Origin of the sequence: Nocardia flavorosea NBRC 108225, assembly GCF_001613385.1 — a bacterium.
Lineage (GTDB): Bacteria > Actinomycetota > Actinomycetes > Mycobacteriales > Mycobacteriaceae > Nocardia > Nocardia flavorosea.
In genome coordinates, this window is the sequence record NZ_BDCG01000004.1 from 183,651 (window position 1) to 201,486 (window position 17,836).

A 17,836-nucleotide genomic window follows, 5' to 3' on the forward strand; every position below is an offset into this window, starting at 1 on the left:
CGGTTCAAAGTTCCAGCCGGTGCTCGACAAGCAGCTCAAACACCCGCCCCCACGAACCCGCGCCGATCAGCCACGCCGCAACAAGCTGGCCGGCGCCGAAGCCGAAGCCCGCGCCGGCATCGATCCCACGAAGACGAAGGAGTCGATCAAATCTGCCAGCGGTACGGCGTCCAAACGGGTGCCGGACGATCTGGACCACACCAACATGCGGTTGACCGAGGTCAAAAACGTGGAGCGGCAGGCACTCACCGGCCAGATCCGAGACGACCTGGCGTACTGCGAAGGGCGAAGCCGACACCTCGGCGCCGGCCAGCGTGTAGGGCTCCAGCACACCGATCGCGGGCCCGTCCACGAGACGCCCGAGTGCTGGGTAGTCGGAGTTCATCATCAGATGAAATAGCGGCCGGTTGTAGTATCCGCCAAAATCGGGCGGATATGACATATCTCCTGATGGGAGCACTGCCGGGAGTCCGCTCCGACCCGTTCAACCTCTTCTTTGCGGCTGCACCAACCAGGTAGAACGGGCATATCCGTTGTTTCGGCGGTTACTACCGGAACCCCCTGTCGGGACAGTAGGGGTTCCGGGCTGTGCCGGGAAGGCCCCGGCGCAGCCGCGGCCTCATGTCAGGGCTGGGTAGCCCTCATAACGGGCGGTGAGTGCTTCGAGGTGGTGCCCGGCCGGATCGTCGAAGTACACGCCTCGGCCGCCGTGGTTGGTGTTGATCTCGCCCGGCCCCTGCATCATGGGGCCGGCCCAGTACGTGATACCGCGCGCACGGATTCGCTCCATGATGTGATCGAATGTTTCATCGTTGACCAGGAATGCGAGATGCTGCCCGGGGAAATCGATCGGCGGTACGGCGAAGTCGAGCACCCGCCCGTCTGTCAAATACACCGCGACGAAATGTCCTGCTTCCAGCGGTTCGGGGAGGCCGAAGATGTCGGCGAAAAATTGTGCGGACTCCTGTTTGTCCCGGGCGGCGATGATCGTGTGGTCGAAACGCACATCCACCTGCGGATGCGACATAGGAGACTCCTTCTTTTGTGGATTCGATATCGGGATGCCACAAAAGAAGGCGGGCCGCGGGCCCGCCACGCAATCAAACAGCCGCCGGGAAACCTTCCCGCTCACGGCATATAGCCGACCCGGCAGTCATGGCGCCCACCCTAGCACCGTCGCCGGGCATGCCCACGACAGAAACTCGAACTGAACCTACCGCCGGCGGGCGCGGGCGGGGGGCTATGAGGCCCCATTCGGACGCATCGGAGGTCAAATCAGTCCTTGCGTTGCCGAAGCGCGTAGGTAGTTGCAGATCGTCTGGCGCGTGACTCCGAACTCGCCGGCCGGCACCGACTTTGATTCACCGGCCTCGGCGCGGTCACGCAGCTGTCCGACCTGGAAGGCAGTGAGCGCCGGGGCGCGCATCCGTTGGGAAGCTGTCCTCGCCCACAACCGCCGGGCTTTGGTCCGAGCGGTGCGGCCGCTTACCGATGAGCAGAGCCGACGGCGTCTAGTTCCGTCGCTGACCACGCCGATCGCGTTAATCAAGCATTGCGCGGCCGCGGAGCGTATTTGGTTTCAGCGCACGATCGGTGGGGTCGAGGAATCCCAGTGTGACGGGTATGCCTGGGGCGATGACCAGAGTTGGGTGGTCCCGCCAATGCAGACTCTGGAGGAAGCGATCGCGGAGTACGAACCGCTGCCGAACGCTCACGAGCGATCGCGCGCACCGCGGTCGAGGGCGATATGTTCGTTCACTACCGGCGCGGTGCGGTCAGTTTTTCCTGGATCTGCGCGCACATGATCGAGAACTCGCCCGCCAGGCTGGCCATGCCGACATCCTCGTCGAACAGATCCTCGCCGCCGACCACCGCCGATGTCCATAATTCGATGCATTTTCCGACCGGGCGCCGATCCGTCGCCCGCACCACCCAGTTCCACGACCCCCTCACCCGCTTCACATCTCTTGCCGCCTCGGGCGGGATTCACAGGGCTTGCAGGGTGTAGAGCGCGTCCGTGGCCAGGACGGTCGCGCCGAGGGCATAGCGCAGTGTCGGCGTCCATCTCGGGCATCGGCTCCGGATCCGATGCCCGAGATGCAGAAGTCAGGACCTACTGCGTGCGAAAAGAATCGCTTGCTGAGCTTTCGCGTCCGGGTCGAGCAGCATCTGAGCCTCGACCACGAATCCGGCATCGCGCAGCCAGGATGCCACCCGGTCAGGCTGACGGCGGTGGACATGGACATTCATCGGGTGACCGCCATAGCCGTCCGTCTTCAACAACGACTCGTCGCCGACGTGAAACAGCAGCTGCAGCGGTCCGCCGGGCCGCAATGCTCGGTGGAAGTGCCCGAACACGGTCGGCACCTCGTCGTCAGGGATGTGGATCAACGACTGCCAGGCGAGCAGGCCGGCCACCGAAGCGACGGGCAGGTCCAGGTCCGTCATCGAGCCCACCTCGAACCGCAGGCCGGGGTGGTCGCGCCGAGCCACGTCGATCATCGCCGGGGAGAGGTCGACACCAAAGGCGTCGACACCGAGCTCATGCAGGTGGGCGGTGACTTCACCGGGACCGCAGCCGACGTCCGCGACCGGCCCGCCGCCAGCGACCCGCACGCTGTCGGCGAACAACGCCAGAGCCGCGCGAAGGTACTGGTGTCCGGCGAGGGCGCCGCGCACTTGGTCGGCATAGCTGACCGCGACCGTGTCATAAGAGGTTCGGGTGTCGGCCAACCAGTCATTCGTGGTCATGACCGGCACGATATTCCATGATCACGACCTCGTGGACGGCCGGCAGATACGGCGAGGCCAGGGCTGCAGCCTGCACGTCACCGCACCACCACACATCCACCAGGCACTGCTGGCCGCCGCCGAACCCCCTCGCACGCAGCACCGCGGCCGCCGACCGCAAGGCATACCGGATCTACCGCGACCGCATCACCCAACAACCCCCGGCCTGACCAGCACCCAGCGCGTAGAACCCGCCCTCTACCAGCGGGTTACGCCATATCCGCAGACCCGGGCGCTGAAGGCGGCCGGCTGCACGAAGGTGTTCGCCGACAAGAAGTCCGGCAAGAACATCGAGCGCGAGCAGCTCGCGAAGTGCCTGGACTACATGCGCGGCGGCGACACCCTCGTGGTCGCCTCCCTCGACCGGCTCGGCCGCTCCCTGCAGGACCTGATCTCGATCGTGGCCGACCTGCGCCGCCGCGGCATCGGGTTCCGGTCCCTGCACGAAGCACTCGACACCACCACCCCCGGCGGGCGCCTGGTATTCCACGTCTTCGCCGCGCTGGCCGAGTTCATCCGCGAGCTCATCGTCGACGGCACCCACGAAGGCCTGGCCGCCGCCCGGGCCCGCGGGCAACGCCTCGGCCGGCCACCGGCCATGAGCGAGGAACAGATCCGCCAGGCACGCGCGCTACTGACCCGCCCGGACGAGTCGGTGTCCTCGATCGCTCGACTGCTGGGGGTATCGCGGACCACGCTGTACAAGTACGTGCCGGAACTGACCACGAAAGCGTGAGCCGCCAGTATCAGGTTGAGAACACCTTGTGGGCTCGAGAGAGATAGCGCTCCCGGGATACTTGGGCCTTTCCCACGCGGATACGCAGGAAGAGTCGAAGCGGAGGCGCTGCTCACTGTCGAGAGATTCGCCGCTCTCGGACATGAATTCCGCCTCGGCCTCATCCCATGCGTCGACCTGCATCGAGTAGGCCTTGAGTTGAGCCTGCAGCTCACGAAGGCTTTCATTCAAGGCGGGAGGTCCGGCGAACTCTGCGGCACTCTCGAATTCTCGGAGTGCGCTGTACGCCTGTTCATGCAGGCGTTGCGCTTCCTCCGCGTTCTGCCCACCCAATAGGGCTGTACGCACTCCACGCGCCGCCTCGTAAAACTGAGCAACTCCCCGGATGTAGTCGCGGTGAGCTTCGTATCGGCGATCCTGCACAGCATGGGTACGGTCGGCGAGGCTCTGCTTCCGCGTAGACCTCGCGTTGAATGCGGTTCCGCTGAATGTTGCCAAGCCGCCGACCAGCGCACCTGCCACACCGATCAGTCCTGTTAGTAGTTCTGGTCCCATCTCGCCAATCGAAGCAGATCTCCACCGCAGTAGTCATTGCGGCATAAGGCTTTCCGGCGCCTTCTGCTACGGCCGGCCGTGGACTCGCTCCGCCGGGCCCGGGATCGTGAAGGGGATCATGCCCTGCACGGCGGGACCGGACGGCACATAGCCCAGTTTGCGCAGCATCCCAAGGCTCGCCGTGTTCCTGACATCGACAGACCCGCCCAATGTCACCACGTCCGCGAGCTCCGGATGATCGAACACGGCTTTGAGCGCGGCCGACCCGAGACCTTTTTCCTGCCGCAAAGGGTCGATGACGATGTTCACGCCACCATGGAAGGGCGGCGTCACCGGGGCCCCTTCCTGCTCGGCCCATCCGGTCACTGCACGGAGACGAACCCGACCACCGTCTCGGTGGCCACGTCACGCACCATGCGGCGCATCCTCGGCCGTGCGATGTACTTGCCTGCGCTCACCCTGGAACCGGGCACATCGTCCCTCTCCTGATGCTCCAGTTCGTGGACGTACTGCAACACGTCCTCGTCTTCCCGCCAGTAACGCAACATCGGCAGATCGCTCGACGTGTATTCGGTGAGCACGACCTTCGGCAATGTCATGGCCGACAACGTATTCGCGCGCAGCGATCAACGCAGTAAGACCACCGATTCGGGTCACTTATCGGTGGTCAGAAACGGCGCGATTTGGACTCATGTCCAGTAGTGTCGGGGCGCCGATTCCGCGTCGCTCGGCCCTGCGTCACCTGGCGTGACGCGCTATCTGCGACGCACCGCTACCAAGATGATGCGCCCGCGTCGCACCTATCAAGATGATGTGATTCACTGCGTCGGCCAGAACAAACACCAGGCCAGCACCAACGCGGGAACCCCGGCGTACCAGGCCATTGACCGCGCGGAGGGCGCCGAGCGTGACCGGGCGGGCGATGTGCTCGCCTCCGCCGCGATCACCTCCGCGTCGGTCCTGCGCCGGTTCGGGCATAGCTCCCTGGCGTGGATTGCAACCCAGGCAGCGGAAACCGCGGCGCGGAGCACTGGAAGTACTGCGGCACTGGCCGCCGCCGCATTCACGCGCTCACAGATGCTCATGACTCGGGCCGGCGGGCTGCGTGCCGCGCTCCGACACGCGGAGACCGCCGCCGATGAACTGAGCGCCGCTGCGCGCTCCGTGGGCGATGTCGAGCACTCCGGCATGCTCCGGCTACAGGCGGGGTTGGCGACCGCCACCGTGGGCGGAGACCCGGAACCGCACTTCGCCGAGGCGGCCGAGCACACCGCCAAGCTCGCCGGCGCCGAGCCTGGCACGCCATTGCTGCGTAATCCCACGTTCGGCCCGGCGAACGTCGCGCTGTGGCGGCTGTCGGCCGCGATGGAGCGGCGCGACGCCGAACAGGTGCTCACCCTCGCGCCAACCCTCGCCCCGGACGAACTGCCTTCGGAGGGGCGGCGGGCACAGTACTTCGTGGAAGTCGGCCGGGCTCATGCGCTGCGCCGGGACTACCAACGGTCATTGCACGCCCTGTTGCGGGCAGAACACGCGGCACCGCAGAAGGTCCGCAACATGGGCCACGTCCGCGAGGTCGTCGGGTTCATGCTCCGCAGCGCCCGGCGCGACCTCACGACCCGTGATCTGGGCAAGCTCGCAAAACGAGTCGGCGCCGTACCCGTGTGACTCACGCCGTTCAGCCGGACGAACTCGCCGGGAGAGCCACCGACCGCTGCCCACATTTTGCCCCCAACGCTACTTGATACCCGGTGATCTGCATTGAACCCGAATAGCGTGTTTTTGCAGGTCAGCGCAGTTTAGGGGCTGCTACCAGGGGGTGAGAAGAGTTCAAATCCCGCCGCCACCGCCATAACCTCTGATCCGGGCAACCGGGTCGGAGGTTTTTTCATGCTTCGGTGAGGTCCGCCGCTACCGCGCGGTGGGCGCGGGGCGCCTGATGACGCTCCAGATGCAAGGAGCATGTGGGGTTCACCCGAGGGAGGAGGCGGGCTGCGGCTTCCTGCATCGGAGGGGGGCCGCAGACGTAGACGGCGGTACCCGGGTTCGCACGGGCGAGTAGCTCGGACATATCCGGGCTACCGAATTCGTCGTCGGGCCGGATCTCGGCGCCGGGCATCTGGTCTCGGAACGGCATGGAGTCTGCGGAGCGCCCGGTGTAGATCAATGTGCCGCGCCGCCCCGCCGCCCGCGCCATGGGCAGGAGCGCGGTGATGCCCATACCGCCGGCGATGAAGAGGTAGTCGTCGGCGTCGACGAACGGGTAGGTGTGGCGGGGGCCGTGGACGCGGAGAATATCTCCGCTGCGCAGGTTTTCGTGGATTTCTATCGAGCCGCCGTTGCCGTGCGGCATGAGCCGTACGGCGATCCGGTAGGCGGAGCGGTCGCGCGGATTCCCGCACAGCGAGTACTGCCGCTGCCGGCCGGAGGGGAGGAAGACGTCGAGGTGGGCGCCGGGAAGCCAGGCCGGTAAGGGATCTCCCTCGGAGTCGACCAGGACCACGGCGACCACATCGGCTGCTTCCCGCTGGATGGCGGCAACGATCAGCCGACGGTTGAATCCGCTGTGCCAGAGCATTTTCGACCGCGGCAGCACCGATGCCGGCCGATGTGTCACGAATATCGATCGGCAGGCGTCGACTGCCGCGCCGATCATCTGTAGGCCGCGAGCCGGTGCCTGGGTGCCCATCAGCTGTGCCCCGATAGTCGGAGCGGAAGACGCACCAGCGAGAAACAAGCGGCTGCTTGGGTGGTCTGCACCATTCGGCGAATCTACATGGCAACAGAATTAATGGCAATGTTGCAATATTGCGAGTGCAGGATAGGCGTTTGCGTCCTGGCCGATAGGTGTTTGCGCCGACGGCGCTCTTGCTAGCGTTAGCTCATGTCCGCCGCGTACACATCGTCCCCAGGGCTGCAGGACGGTATCGAAGCCCGCATTCTGGACGCGGCGTTGATCAGATTCGGTGAGTTCGGGGTCAAGAAGACCACGATCGAAGATATCGCCCGCCAGGCCGGAGTCGACCGTGTCACCATCTACCGCCGCGTCGGCTCACGCGACGATGTGGTCCAGGCCGTGGTCAGCCGCGAGGTGGCCGCGGTACTCACCGAGGTCGATGCGATATCCACCCGCCATGAACGCCTCGACGACATGATCGCCGATATCTTCGTCACCATCATCACCCGATGGCGCGAACACGTTCTCGTCCGGCGCATGCTCGATGTGGAACCGGAGCGAATCCTGGAAAAACTCACCATCGAGGGTGGTCCCGTATTCGCGATGTCGGTCGCCGCCGCCCACACCGCCCTGTGCCGCGCCGCGGACTCCGGCCTTCTCGTCGAACCGGCCGACCTGCTCACTCGCGCGGAACTGGTGTGCCGGGTGGTGCATTCGTTCATCCTCTGCCCCTCCGGCCTGGTCCCGCTGGAATCCGATGAACAACTCGGCGAATTCGCCCGGACCTACGTGGTTCCGATGGTGACCGGCTGATACCGAGCCGGCAGCGTCCTCTATCTCCACCAGCCCCGCATGTCCAGCACAGTCGGGTGCCGGGAGAGGTTGCCGATGGTCGGCTCCGAAGTGGTTCGCAAGAAAGCCGGAGACGGCCCCGGGCCCCGGGCGCCCCGAGTTACAGTGCGCCTCATCGCGTAATCGGTTCGGAGGGAAGAGCGAGATGAAGACGGATGTCAGCGTTGTCGTCGGTGTCGGGGGTATGGGACGGGCCGTCGCGGCCCGGATAGGCAGCGGCCGGCACCTGTTTCTGGCGGATTTCGACGAACGCCTGCTGACCGAGGCGGCCGCGCAGTTCACCGAGCAGGGGTTCGAGGTGAGTACCCATCAGGTGGACGCCGGGGATCCGGCATCAGTGGCCGAGCTCGCGGCCGCGGCCGCCGCCACCGGGCCGATCCGGCATCTCGTGCACACCGCGGGAGTGTCTCCGGTGAAAGCGTCCACCGAGGCGATCGTGCGGGTCGATCTGTGCGGAGTGGCCTACGTGCTCGACGAATTCGCACCACTGATGGCCCGCGGTGCAGCGGGCGTCGTGATCGCCAGTATGGCCGGGCATCTGGCTCAGCTCACCGCCGAGCAGGAGACGGCGCTGGCGGCGACGCCGACGGCGGAACTGGCCGGCCTGCCGTTCCTGAACCCGGAACCCGCGCTGCATCCGATGCTGGCCTACCCGATTGCCAAGCGCGGCGCGACTATCCGCGTACAGGCCGCCGCGGGGGCATGGGGCCGGTCCGGCGCCCGGGTGAATTCGATCAGCCCGGGCGTGATCTCCACTGCGCAGGGTCGTGACGAACTCGCCGGCGAGTCCGGAGCGCGGATGCGGCAGATGATCGAACAGTCCGCGACCGGGCGCATCGGCACCGCGGAAGACATCGCCGCGGCAGCCACCTACCTCCTCGACCCCGCCAGTAGCTTCGTCACCGGCACCGACCTGCTCGTCGACGGTGGAGTCGTCGCGACAATGCGAGCGGCGATGCGCGGCTGACCCCTGACGGGCCCATTCTGCGACTCCCGGGCACGGTCACCGGGATCGCGCGGTGGAGTCCACACGCAGTATCCCGAACACCGCGCCACCCACGGCGACGAGCAGGATGATCGCCAAGGCGACCTGTCCGTGCAGACCGAGGATGAACAGCGTCTCCTCGCGGAACTCGGGGTCGTAGGTGGCGGTCCCGGGGAATCCGAGCGCGGCGATCATCCCGATCCAGGGCGTGGACAGAACCGCGGCCGCGCACAGCACACGACCGCGGAGGTTCGGTCCACTGCGCAGCAGGACGAGACCGATGAGGCCGAGAAGCACGGTCATCACCATGTACTGGGCGTCGTGGAATTTGGCGTGCGGCGGCCAGTTGTCGTTGAACGCGTGTTGTGCGGCCAGCGGGGGAACCACCAGGTCGGCCAGTACGGCGCCGGTCATGGTGACCACGGCGACCGCGGCGAGTGTTACGCGGGAATACTTCATCGGGTTCCTCTGCTCGGGTCAGTTCGGCCATGCGTAGGCGGGAGTTATGGAACGCCCGAAGACTGCGCCGGGAAGGCGGGGGAGAGCGGCGTCGCGCAGCGCGGTCAGGACCGGATTGGTCCAGTGCGCGGGGGCACCGGCCTGCCGGGAGCGGCGGACCACCATCCGGGTGCGTGCTCGTCGAGCCCGATCGTAGGCCGTGAGGCCCTCGGCGATGCCGAGCGCGGTGACCTTTTCGACGAGAGTGGCCGCGTCTTCGAGCGCTTGGCAGGCGCCTTGACCGAGGTTGGGAGTCATGGCGTGGGCGGCGTCGCCGAGTAGCGCGACCCGGCCGGTCACGAAGGCGGGGAGAGCCGGCAACTCATAGGTGTCGTGCTGTAGCACTGTCTCGTCGTCGACGGCCGCCAGCAGGGCCGGAATCGGATCGTGCCATTCTCGGAAACGTTCACGTAGATCCGGTGCGCCCAGCCTCGACCCGGCCGGCGCGTTTGCCATCGCATAGTAGTAGGCGCGTCCGCCCGGCATCGGGACCTGGCCGAATCGTGCACCGCGGCCCCAGGTTTCCACGCTCTCCGCAACGATTGGGTCCTCGGCGAGGAAGCGCCAGGTGGTGTAGCCCGCATAGCGGGGCTCCGGGCCGGTGGGCCACAGTGTGCGGCGGGCGATGCTGCGCAGACCGTCCGCACCGATGACGAGGTCGCCGGAGGTCGTCCCTGCCGTATGCGCGACTGTGCCGTCCGGGTGTATCCGCTGGACCTCGGCGCCGGGGCACAGGTTATCCGTAGGAATCGCCTTCAAAAGTAGTTCGATCAAGTCGGCGCGGTGCACCGTGACCCACTGTCCGAACCGGTGTTTCAGTGCGTCGACATCGTTGCGGATCAGCCATGTTCCGTTCTCGGCGCGTATTCCCGAAGGCGGGTCGACGATTCGGCCTATCCGGCGTATATCGCCGATGCCGAGCAGGTCGAGTGCGCGCAATCCATTGGGCTGAATGGTCAGACCCGCTCCGGCTTCCGCGAATTCTGAAGCGCGTTCGAGTACTTCGATATCCCAGCCCTGCCGGTGGAAGGCCGCGGCGGTGGCGAGCCCGCCGATACCGCCGCCCACGATCACTGCCTTCACGGCTGCTGTCCCGCGCTCGGGCTTTTCCGGGACGACGGAGTCGGGAGCCCACGCAGGTGCGCCCTTCTCGACTGCCGCCACCACACCGCTGTCACCAGCAGCAATACCGCCGGAATCCAATACAGCACAACCATCATCTCCTTATAGCGCTTCGGTTTACTTAGTAGTATTAAGCATCCATAGAGTGTGTAATATGTCAAGGGTGAAAGGAGGCCGGGAGTATGACGGTGCCCGCCGGTGGCCGGAAGGCCAGGCTGCGAGCCGCAACCCTGCATGAAATCCACCAGACCGCACGGGATCTACTGGTCGAACAGGGGTCCGGTGCGGTAACGATCAACGGGGTGGCCAGGCGTATGGGAATGAGCGGCCCTGCGCTGTACCACTACTACAGCGGTCACGAGGAGCTCGTCGGCGCGGTGACCGCTACTTTCTTCGACGAACTGGCGGCCGAAATGGCTGATGCCCGCGACGCGGCCGGTGATCGCACCGTGGGTGCGCGAATTCTGGCGGTATGCCGAGCAATGCGTTTCTGGGCGGTTGCCCATCCGGCGGAATTCGGCTGGATCTTCGCCGGCCCGGTCGGCGCGCGCCAGCGGCGGCCGGAGTCGGTCCGGCATCAGGCCGCCGTGCGGTTCGAACGGGTCCTACTGGATCTGACGGTCGAGCTATGGGAAAAACAGCCGTTTCCGGTACCCACCGAACTTCCCGGCTCGCTGCGCGGGCAACTCCGTGAATACTGCGCCACCATCGACAACCGGCTGCCACCCGAGGCAGCTCATGTGTTCCTGTCCTGCTGGATCCGTCTCTACGGTCTGCTGTGCATGGAGGTGCTGCGCCAATTGGACTTCGCGTACAGCGACCTCGAACCCGTATACGAAGAATGCCTGCGCGACCTGTCCGGACTGCTCGGCTTCGCGTACTCCGGTCCGCCGCCGGACACGCGATAGCCGCGCCGGCCGCGGTGACGGTGCGCCGACCGCTTGCCCGTCCGTACCGGCCGACGAGATTCCGGCGGTGTGGGGCGCCTGTGCTGTCCGGAAATCCTGCAGTCTGCTCCGAATCCGGTTTCCGGCCTGCAGACTGAGCCTGCAGCGGCGCGGGCAGCACGCCGGCGCGCACTGGCGAACGGGAGGAAGCGCGAATGTCCGAAACCACTACCGTGGACCCGGCCGGGTCCGGCGAACCGGCATCCTCGCGGGCGTCGACCCGCCGCGCCGTCTGGAACACCCTGCGCGGATCGTCCGGCAACCTCGTCGAGTGGTACGACGTCTACGTCTACACGGTGTTCGCCTCGTACTTCGAAAGTCATTTCTTCGATTCGGCGGATAAGAACTCCACCGTCTACGTGTACGCGATCTTCGCCGTCACCTTCCTCATGCGGCCGGTGGGGTCGTGGTTCTTCGGCCGCTACGCCGACCGGTACGGCCGGCGCGCGGCACTCACCTTCAGCGTTTCGCTCATGGCGGCGTGTTCGCTGGTGATCGCGCTGGTGCCGGGGCGGGAGGTGATCGGTGTGGGTGCCGCCGTGATCCTGATCCTGTGCCGGCTTGTGCAAGGATTCGCGACCGGCGGTGAGTACGGCACCTCGGCGACCTACATGTCCGAGGCCGCCACTCGGGAACGCCGCGGTTTCTTCTCCTCCTTCCAGTACGTGACCCTCGTCGGTGGTCATGTGCTCGCCCAGCTGACCCTGCTGGTGCTGCAACTGTTCATGGACAAGCAGGAGATCTCCGATTACGGCTGGCGTATTGCGTTCTTCATCGGCGGTATCGCCGCGGTGGTGGTGTTCTGGCTGCGTCGCAGTATGGACGAATCGCTCAGTACCGAGCAGCTCGAAGCCGTACAGCGGGGTGAGGATTCGGAATCGGGATCGCTGCGGGAGCTGGTCGGCAACCATTGGCGTCCGTTGGTGCTGTGCTTCCTGGTGACCATGGGTGGCACCCTCGCCTTCTACGTCTACAGCGTGAACGCCCCCGCCATGATCAAGACCGCGTTCGGGGACCGGGGTATGACGGCCACCTGGATCAACCTGACGGGGTTGATCTTCCTCATGCTCTTGCAGCCGGTCGGCGGGATGATCAGCGATAAGGTCGGCCGCAAACCCGTGCTGGTGTTCTTCGGCGCCGGCGGTGTCGCCTACACCTGGTTCCTCATCACCTACCTCCAGGACGCGACCTCGATCGCGGCGACCGTGCTGGTGACCGGTATCGGCTACATCATCCTCACCGGTTACACCTCCATCAATGCCATCGTCAAAGCCGAACTGTTCCCGTCGCATATCCGGGCCTTGGGCGTGGGTGTCGGGTACGCGCTGGCGAATTCGGCGTTCGGTGGTACCGCGCCGATGATCTACCAGGCCGCGAAGAACGGAGGCCACGTGACCCTGTTCATCGTGTACGTGACCGTCGTCGTCTTCGCATCGCTGCTCGTGTATCTCTTCGCCTTGAAGAACAAGAGTGAGACGGCGCTCGACCGAGAACAGGGCAGCGCCTTCCGGTAGCCCAGCGGGCGCTGCGCCACCGAAACCGCCACCCGGGCCCCCACAAGAGGTCTCGGGTGGCGGTTCTGTTGTGTCAGAGAGGCATACCGTCCTCCAGGAACTGCAGTGCCTCGTTGACCACGACGTAGATGTCCTCGTCGTTGTCGACCGCACGCAGATAGGCCATCACTGCCACACCCGCGACGGCACCTGTCCAGTACCGGACCAGCGGATCATCGGGCCGGCGGCCGACGCGTTGAGCGAAAGCCTCGATGAACGGCGGCAGATCCGTCTCGATCTTCGTGACCACGGCCGCGCGGAGCTCCGGCACGGTGGCGATGAGTTTCATCCGGATGGTTTCCAGTGCGGCCATATCGATGTCCGTGCTGTTCAGGACACCGAGAATGGCGTTACGTGCGGCCTGTATCGGCGAGAGGCCGGCGGGCTCGGCGAGAAACTTCTCGAGGAAGATGGGGTCCACGCGGTCGAACAACACCGTATCGGGTTTGGTGGGGAAGTAGCGGAACAGCGTGCTCGGTGAGACCTCCGCTGCCGCCGCCACTTCCTCCAGCGTGGTGTTCGCGTACCCCTGCTCCCGGTAGAGGCGCAATGCGTGATCCTGGATGGCTTCGCGCGTGCGCTTCTTCTTCAGTTCTCGCAGGCCACCGGTACTCATAGGATCATTTTGCCGAACCCTCGACCGGCCGGCCAAACGAATGGGCGAGTTCCTCGGTGGTATCCGGCTCGGGTCCGCCGCCGAGATTGCGGCCCTCGACGTCCAGGTCCGGCAGGATCCGGTCCAGCCATTTCGGCAGCCACCACGCCTTGTCTCCGACCAGCGCGAGAACCGCCGGGACAATGGTCATCCGCACCACGAAGGCATCCACGGCGACCGCGGCCGCCAGAGCTACACCGATCTGCACGATATCGCTCGCATCCCCGGAGGCGAAACCGGCGAATACGCTCACCATGATGATCGCGGCCGCGGAGACCACCCGCGCACCGTGTCCGAAACCGGCCCGGACCGACGTGGTCGGTGAGGCGCCGTGCACGTACTCCTCCCGCATCCGGGTCACCAGGAACACCTCGTAATCCATGGCGAGCCCGAACACCACACCGATGATGAAGATCGGAAGCATGCTCACCACGACATCGGTGGTGTGGATACCCAGCCATTCCAGCCAACCCCACTGGAATACGGCCACCATGACGCCGAAGGTCGCGCCCAGACTGAGCAGGAAACCCACTGTCGCCTTGAGGGGGACGACGACGGAGCGGAATACGGTCATCAGCAGTACGAACGACAGGCCGATGACCACCAGGAGGTAGGTCAACAGTGCATCGGCCATCCGGTCGCTGAAATCGATGATGATGGCCGCGGTTCCGGTGACGGCGATCCGGGCACCGAACTCCTCCACGGTATCTGTGACGCTGCCGCGCAGCAGTTGCACCAGCTGCTCGGTTTCCTCGCTGTCCGGCCCGCCCCGCGGGACGACGCCGATGATCGCGGTATCGCCCGCCGGGTTGAACTCCGGGGGCGCGGCCATCGTCACCCCTTCGGTCCCGGCCAATTCCGTATGGACCCGCTGTGCGGTGTCGGTGGGATGCGCCGCGCCGGCCAGGTCGACGACGACCAGCAGCGGCCCGTTGAATCCCGGACCGAAACCTTCGGAGACCGCGTCGTAGGCCTGGCGCTGAGTGGTGTGTTCCGGGTAGGTCCCCTGATCCGGCACGCCGAGGCGCAGGTCCAGTGCCGGAAGAGTCAGGATGCCGAGTCCGAGGAGCGCCACGACGAGGGTTGTCACCGGCCGCCGCGTGGTCAGCGAGGCCCAGCGCGACGCCAGGGTACGGCCCGTTGTGGCTTCGGTAGTAGCGTCGGCGGACTGTTCTCGCCGCCCGCGCCGCAGGACCCGGCGCCCGGCGAATCCGAGGAGCGCCGGCAGCAGGGTGATCGCCACCAGCACGGCGACGGCCACGGTCACCGCCGCGGCGAGACCCATTTCGGTGAGCAGCCCGATACCGACCACGCTCAGTCCGGTCAGCGCGATCACCACGGTCGTACCGGCGAAGAACACCGCGGATCCCGCCGTGGCCACCGCCCGGCCGATGGCGTCCTCCGGGTCGGGATTCCGGGACAGTTCGTGGGTGTAGCGCGAGACGATGAACAACGCGTAGTCGATACCCACGGCCAATCCGAGCATGAGCGCCAGGATCGGAGTGGTGACACCGAGATCCAGGAACGCCGTTGCTGTCAGAATGCCCAGGAGGCCGACCATGACGCCGGTGACCCCGGCGATCAACGACATGCCCGCGGCAGCCAGCGATCCGAGGGTTATCACCAGCACAACGGCGGCCACGAGCAGTCCGAGGAGCTCTTTGCTCACATCCGGCATCAGCTCCATCACGTCGCCGCCCACCGCCGTGCGCAGATCGGCGGAACTGCTCCGTTCGACCAGTTCCATCAGTTCCTGACGGCTCGAATCACGCACGGTCTCGAAGGAGACCGCGTAGGTCACCTCGGCGACCGCGATCCGCTGGTCCGCCGAGATCAGCCCGTTCTGAAAGGGGCTGGTTACAGCGGCGACCTCTGGTGCCCCGGCTGCCGCCCGGACCACCTCGTCGATTTTCTGCCGTTGGGCGAGATCGGTCACCGAGCCGTTCTCGGCGATGAACACGATCTGGGCCGACCCGCCGTCGAGCGGAAGATCGGCGAACCGTTCCTCGAGCAGATCGAAAGCTTCCTGGGATTGCGTACCCGGCAGGTTGAAGGTCGTCGCGGAGGGCGCGGCCAGAGTCGCGGCGCCCACCCCTAGGACGGCGACGAGAAGCACCCAGGACAGGAGAACGAGTCGTCGAGCGCGAAAGCTGAACCGCCCGATCCGATAGAGCAGGGCCGACATGACAGCCTCTCTTTTTTGGAAGTCACTGTTTTTTGAGAGTAACTTCCATTTTGTGGACGGGCAAGGTCTCGGCTACGTCTGTCCGGCCCGGCTCCGCCACCCGGGCCGCTGAACGAACTGACCGCTCCGGCCGACGACCGCAGGCGATTTGCGGACGAGGTGCGGAGCTGACGTGTTCGGGGTCGGTCTCCGAAGTCGAGGACTTGCTCGACGACATCGCGGACACGGCGCCGAACGCCACTGTTTTAGAGGTCGCCCGATTCGGTTGGTTCCCCAGGATGTAGTGGCGTGTCAGGCAACGAGGCCCGGCCGCGGTATGGAGCCTGCGTCCATGTGAAATATGGCGAAACGAGATCCGGCCCACGCCTTTATGGGCATGGGCCGGTCATCGAGTGGAGTGCGCCCGAAGGGATTCGAACCCCTAACCTTCTGATCCATTCGCGCGTACATGACTGTCCGCCCGCGTCCATCGCTGGCGTTGTGTGGCAACAGATTTGGGCACCGGTCACCGTTTTCGGGTCCGCTTCCGTTCGGGCTTGTCCGCGGACGTTTGTACGGGAAAAGTAGGGGATCATCGAGTCGTGCCCCCGTCCATGGCCCTGGTGGGTGGTGGTCTGCGCATAGGTGGGGCTGGCTACCCGCCTGCCCCGATAGGGCCTGCCCTTCTCGCGTAGAGGCTCCGCGGTCAAGAGTGGCGATAGCCATCACGTAGTGACGCCGTAGGCGCTCTTGACGGTGGAGGGACGCGGGAACACAATGCAGGCCACCACCCAGCAGGGCCACGCGGCCGAAGGTCGCGCAGATGCTTTGGCGATGAGCGAAGTCAGCGCTGTTGGACTTGATCAGTCCACTGATACCCATCGAACCAGCGCAGCTGCGCGGGATTCAGGTTATCGGGGTACCAGCCTGGTTGGACCGCGGTCGGTGGTTGCGGTTGACGAGGCCGACCTGACCTTGTCACCCGCACAACGACTACTACGGCCACAGCCAGGCTCAAGAAAGCAACGAACAGGATGACGAAGTGCCAGATACTGAATGTGCCCATGGGTCGTCATCCTTTCACCCGGCTTGGCACCTCGGCGAGATCAGTCATCGGTTCCAAGGACCGGACCACAGCCGGTTGACCGGGCAGAGTGCCGGCCGATTCGTGTGCGACTGCGGGAGGTAAGTCGGGTACGGCTCTCGTCGTGCCCACACTTCTCGGTTATCGAATATCAGCCATCTCGGGTCGGGCGTTGACGGTGCAGCGTGCGGCCGACGCACCGCCGCGCCCGGTGCCCGCCAGCGCAGCCAGGGCGCCGGTTGCGTGGCGTAGTGCGGCGGCGGCGCGCAGCGCCGTCGCCCTTGATCCTGTATGGCGAAATTCGGCAACCACTCGCGGAACGTGATGTGTGCCGGAAGAATCGAGAGCATGACTGGTCTCGTGCTGACGCCTGAACGTCGAACCGAACTGGCCGCGTTGCTCGACGATGGGCCACGGTTGACGGCGGAGTATCCGAAGGTCGCCGAGTACCTGGATACGGCTCCTATGCTCTCGGGCACCGGTAATCCGGAGGCGGATGCGGCGTTCGACCTGCGGTTCGTGCATTACATGACCGGCGGTTCGACAGAGTTCGGCAATCCGTACTGGGAGATCGTCGGCCCAGCTGTCAGCGCTCACGGGGACCGGAGGGCGGCCAACGGCGGAAGCGCCAATGGCAGTGTGCGGCTGGGGTTCGTGCAGACCATCTTGCAGGCTGCGTACGCGTACGCGATTCCCTCCCCGGAGACCCTGGATTGGGTAAGGACGTTCAGTGGTGGGCGCACGGTGGTCGAGTTGGGTGCTGGTCGTGGGTACTGGGCGCGACTACTGGCAGAGAAGGGTGTGCCGGTGAAGGCGTTCGATTCCGAGCCGCCGGACACCAGTGCAAACCCGTCCTTCCCGGATACGCCGGGCCAGCCTGCGGTCTGGTTCCCGGTGGGGGGTCTAGATGAATTCGACGCCGAACTGGATGCGGATTCGGTGTTGTTCCTGTGCTGGCCGCCCGGCTGGGGCAACACGATGGCTTCTGAAGCTCTGGAGCTGTTCGAGTCGCGCGGTGGCCGGCGGTTGGTGTTCATGGGCGAACCCAAGGGGGGCAAGACCGGTGACGATGCGTTCTTCGATCGGCTGGCGTCGGACTGGTCGATGGAGAGTGTCGACGACCAGTACGTGTCCTGGTGGAACCTCGCCGACGTCGCGCAAGGCTGGGTTCGGCAACCGTAGCTCCATACGAAACATGGCCCGGTCCGCGATGGGACC

Annotated in this window: 20 protein-coding genes; 9 read left to right on the forward strand and 11 right to left on the reverse strand. The window is 65.6% G+C overall.

Annotation, left to right across the window (positions count from 1 at the left end):
* The first annotated feature begins 19 nt into the window (after positions 1-19).
* Positions 20-400 carry a putative toxin gene (locus NFL01S_RS04670; protein WP_062971804.1) on the forward strand — a complete coding sequence of 127 codons (381 nt, stop codon included), beginning with the start codon at positions 20-22 and terminating at the stop codon, positions 398-400.
* A gap of 219 nt (positions 401-619) precedes the next feature.
* Here the strand turns inward: NFL01S_RS04670 and NFL01S_RS04675 are convergent, their stop codons facing one another.
* Positions 620-1,027 carry a VOC family protein gene (locus NFL01S_RS04675; protein WP_210744538.1) on the reverse strand — a complete coding sequence of 136 codons (408 nt, stop codon included), beginning with the start codon at positions 1,025-1,027 and terminating at the stop codon, positions 620-622.
* Between the two features lie 448 nt (positions 1,028-1,475).
* On the opposite strand from NFL01S_RS04675, the gene NFL01S_RS34135 reads away from it, so the two are divergent.
* Positions 1,476-1,805: a mycothiol transferase gene (locus tag NFL01S_RS34135; RefSeq protein WP_245670540.1), complete on the forward strand. Its 330-nt coding sequence runs from the start codon at positions 1,476-1,478 to the stop codon at positions 1,803-1,805.
* Here the strand turns inward: NFL01S_RS34135 and NFL01S_RS36730 are convergent.
* Complete coding sequence (locus NFL01S_RS36730) at positions 1,759-1,962, reverse strand: hypothetical protein (protein ID WP_245670518.1); 204 nt, start codon at positions 1,960-1,962, stop codon at positions 1,759-1,761. The two genes, NFL01S_RS34135 and NFL01S_RS36730, sit on opposite strands and share 47 nt — an antisense overlap.
* A 144-nt stretch (positions 1,963-2,106) precedes the next feature.
* Positions 2,107-2,751 (reverse strand): class I SAM-dependent DNA methyltransferase, encoded by a 645-nt coding sequence (locus NFL01S_RS04680; protein ID WP_062971806.1) that lies wholly within the window; start codon positions 2,749-2,751, stop codon positions 2,107-2,109.
* Between NFL01S_RS04680 and NFL01S_RS34140 the strand changes: the two genes are divergently transcribed.
* Entirely contained in the window at positions 2,750-3,526 is a 777-nt protein-coding gene (locus NFL01S_RS34140; RefSeq protein WP_084492407.1) for a recombinase family protein, read from the forward strand. The two genes, NFL01S_RS04680 and NFL01S_RS34140, sit on opposite strands and share 2 nt — an antisense overlap.
* 621 nt (positions 3,527-4,147) lie before the next feature.
* On the opposite strand, the gene NFL01S_RS04690 is transcribed toward NFL01S_RS34140, so the two are convergent.
* Positions 4,148-4,390 carry a GNAT family N-acetyltransferase gene (locus NFL01S_RS04690; RefSeq protein ID WP_168433880.1) on the reverse strand — a complete coding sequence of 81 codons (243 nt, stop codon included), beginning with the start codon at positions 4,388-4,390 and terminating at the stop codon, positions 4,148-4,150.
* 53 nt (positions 4,391-4,443) lie between these two features.
* Positions 4,444-4,680 carry a hypothetical protein gene (locus NFL01S_RS04695; protein WP_157116240.1) on the reverse strand — a complete coding sequence of 79 codons (237 nt, stop codon included), beginning with the start codon at positions 4,678-4,680 and terminating at the stop codon, positions 4,444-4,446.
* Between the two features lie 214 nt (positions 4,681-4,894).
* Here NFL01S_RS04695 and NFL01S_RS04700 point away from each other — a divergent pair, with 214 nt between their 5' ends.
* The gene (locus tag NFL01S_RS04700; RefSeq protein WP_157116242.1) at positions 4,895-5,749 is read left to right on the forward strand and encodes a hypothetical protein; all 855 of its coding nucleotides are present in this window, start codon (positions 4,895-4,897) and stop codon (positions 5,747-5,749) included.
* 220 nt (positions 5,750-5,969) lie between these two features.
* On the opposite strand, the gene NFL01S_RS04705 is transcribed toward NFL01S_RS04700, so the two are convergent.
* Positions 5,970-6,770, reverse strand: a complete 801-nt coding sequence (locus NFL01S_RS04705) for a ferredoxin reductase (protein WP_062971814.1) — start codon at positions 6,768-6,770, stop codon at positions 5,970-5,972.
* A gap of 195 nt (positions 6,771-6,965) precedes the next feature.
* Between NFL01S_RS04705 and NFL01S_RS04710 the strand changes: the two genes are divergently transcribed.
* Positions 6,966-7,571 (forward strand): TetR/AcrR family transcriptional regulator, encoded by a 606-nt coding sequence (locus NFL01S_RS04710; RefSeq protein WP_062971816.1) that lies wholly within the window; start codon positions 6,966-6,968, stop codon positions 7,569-7,571.
* A 184-nt stretch (positions 7,572-7,755) separates the two neighbouring features.
* A complete protein-coding gene (locus tag NFL01S_RS04715) occupies positions 7,756-8,577 on the forward strand; it encodes an SDR family oxidoreductase (protein WP_062971818.1) in 822 nt (273 codons plus the stop codon).
* Positions 8,578-8,613: 36 nt separating this feature from the next.
* On the opposite strand, the gene NFL01S_RS04720 is transcribed toward NFL01S_RS04715, so the two are convergent.
* Positions 8,614-9,054, reverse strand: a complete 441-nt coding sequence (locus NFL01S_RS04720) for a DUF6640 family protein (protein WP_062971820.1) — start codon at positions 9,052-9,054, stop codon at positions 8,614-8,616.
* Between the two features lie 18 nt (positions 9,055-9,072).
* Positions 9,073-10,296: an FAD-dependent monooxygenase gene (locus NFL01S_RS04725; protein WP_210744537.1), complete on the reverse strand. Its 1,224-nt coding sequence runs from the start codon at positions 10,294-10,296 to the stop codon at positions 9,073-9,075.
* A gap of 101 nt (positions 10,297-10,397) precedes the next feature.
* On the opposite strand from NFL01S_RS04725, the gene NFL01S_RS04730 reads away from it, so the two are divergent.
* Both NFL01S_RS04730 and NFL01S_RS04735 read left to right on the forward strand, forming a co-directional pair.
* On the forward strand, positions 10,398-11,123 hold the full coding sequence (locus NFL01S_RS04730; protein WP_062971821.1) for a TetR/AcrR family transcriptional regulator: 726 nt from the start codon (positions 10,398-10,400) through the stop codon (positions 11,121-11,123).
* Positions 11,124-11,317: 194 nt separating this feature from the next.
* A complete protein-coding gene (locus NFL01S_RS04735) occupies positions 11,318-12,676 on the forward strand; it encodes an MFS transporter (protein ID WP_062971822.1) in 1,359 nt (452 codons plus the stop codon).
* 73 nt (positions 12,677-12,749) lie between these two features.
* Here NFL01S_RS04735 and NFL01S_RS04740 read toward each other — a convergent pair whose 3' ends face one another.
* The 3 genes from NFL01S_RS04740 to NFL01S_RS37535 form a co-directional block, all read right to left on the reverse strand.
* Positions 12,750-13,331: a TetR/AcrR family transcriptional regulator gene (locus tag NFL01S_RS04740; protein WP_062971825.1), complete on the reverse strand. Its 582-nt coding sequence runs from the start codon at positions 13,329-13,331 to the stop codon at positions 12,750-12,752.
* Between the two features lie 4 nt (positions 13,332-13,335).
* Positions 13,336-15,555, reverse strand: a complete 2,220-nt coding sequence (locus tag NFL01S_RS04745; RefSeq protein ID WP_062971827.1) for an MMPL family transporter — start codon at positions 15,553-15,555, stop codon at positions 13,336-13,338.
* A gap of 823 nt (positions 15,556-16,378) precedes the next feature.
* Entirely contained in the window at positions 16,379-16,600 is a 222-nt protein-coding gene (locus NFL01S_RS37535) for a DUF2510 domain-containing protein (protein WP_084492408.1), read from the reverse strand.
* A gap of 366 nt (positions 16,601-16,966) precedes the next feature.
* On the opposite strand from NFL01S_RS37535, the gene NFL01S_RS04750 reads away from it, so the two are divergent.
* A complete protein-coding gene (locus NFL01S_RS04750) occupies positions 16,967-17,800 on the forward strand; it encodes a class I SAM-dependent methyltransferase (protein WP_062972423.1) in 834 nt (277 codons plus the stop codon).
* Positions 17,801-17,836 lie beyond the last annotated feature (36 nt).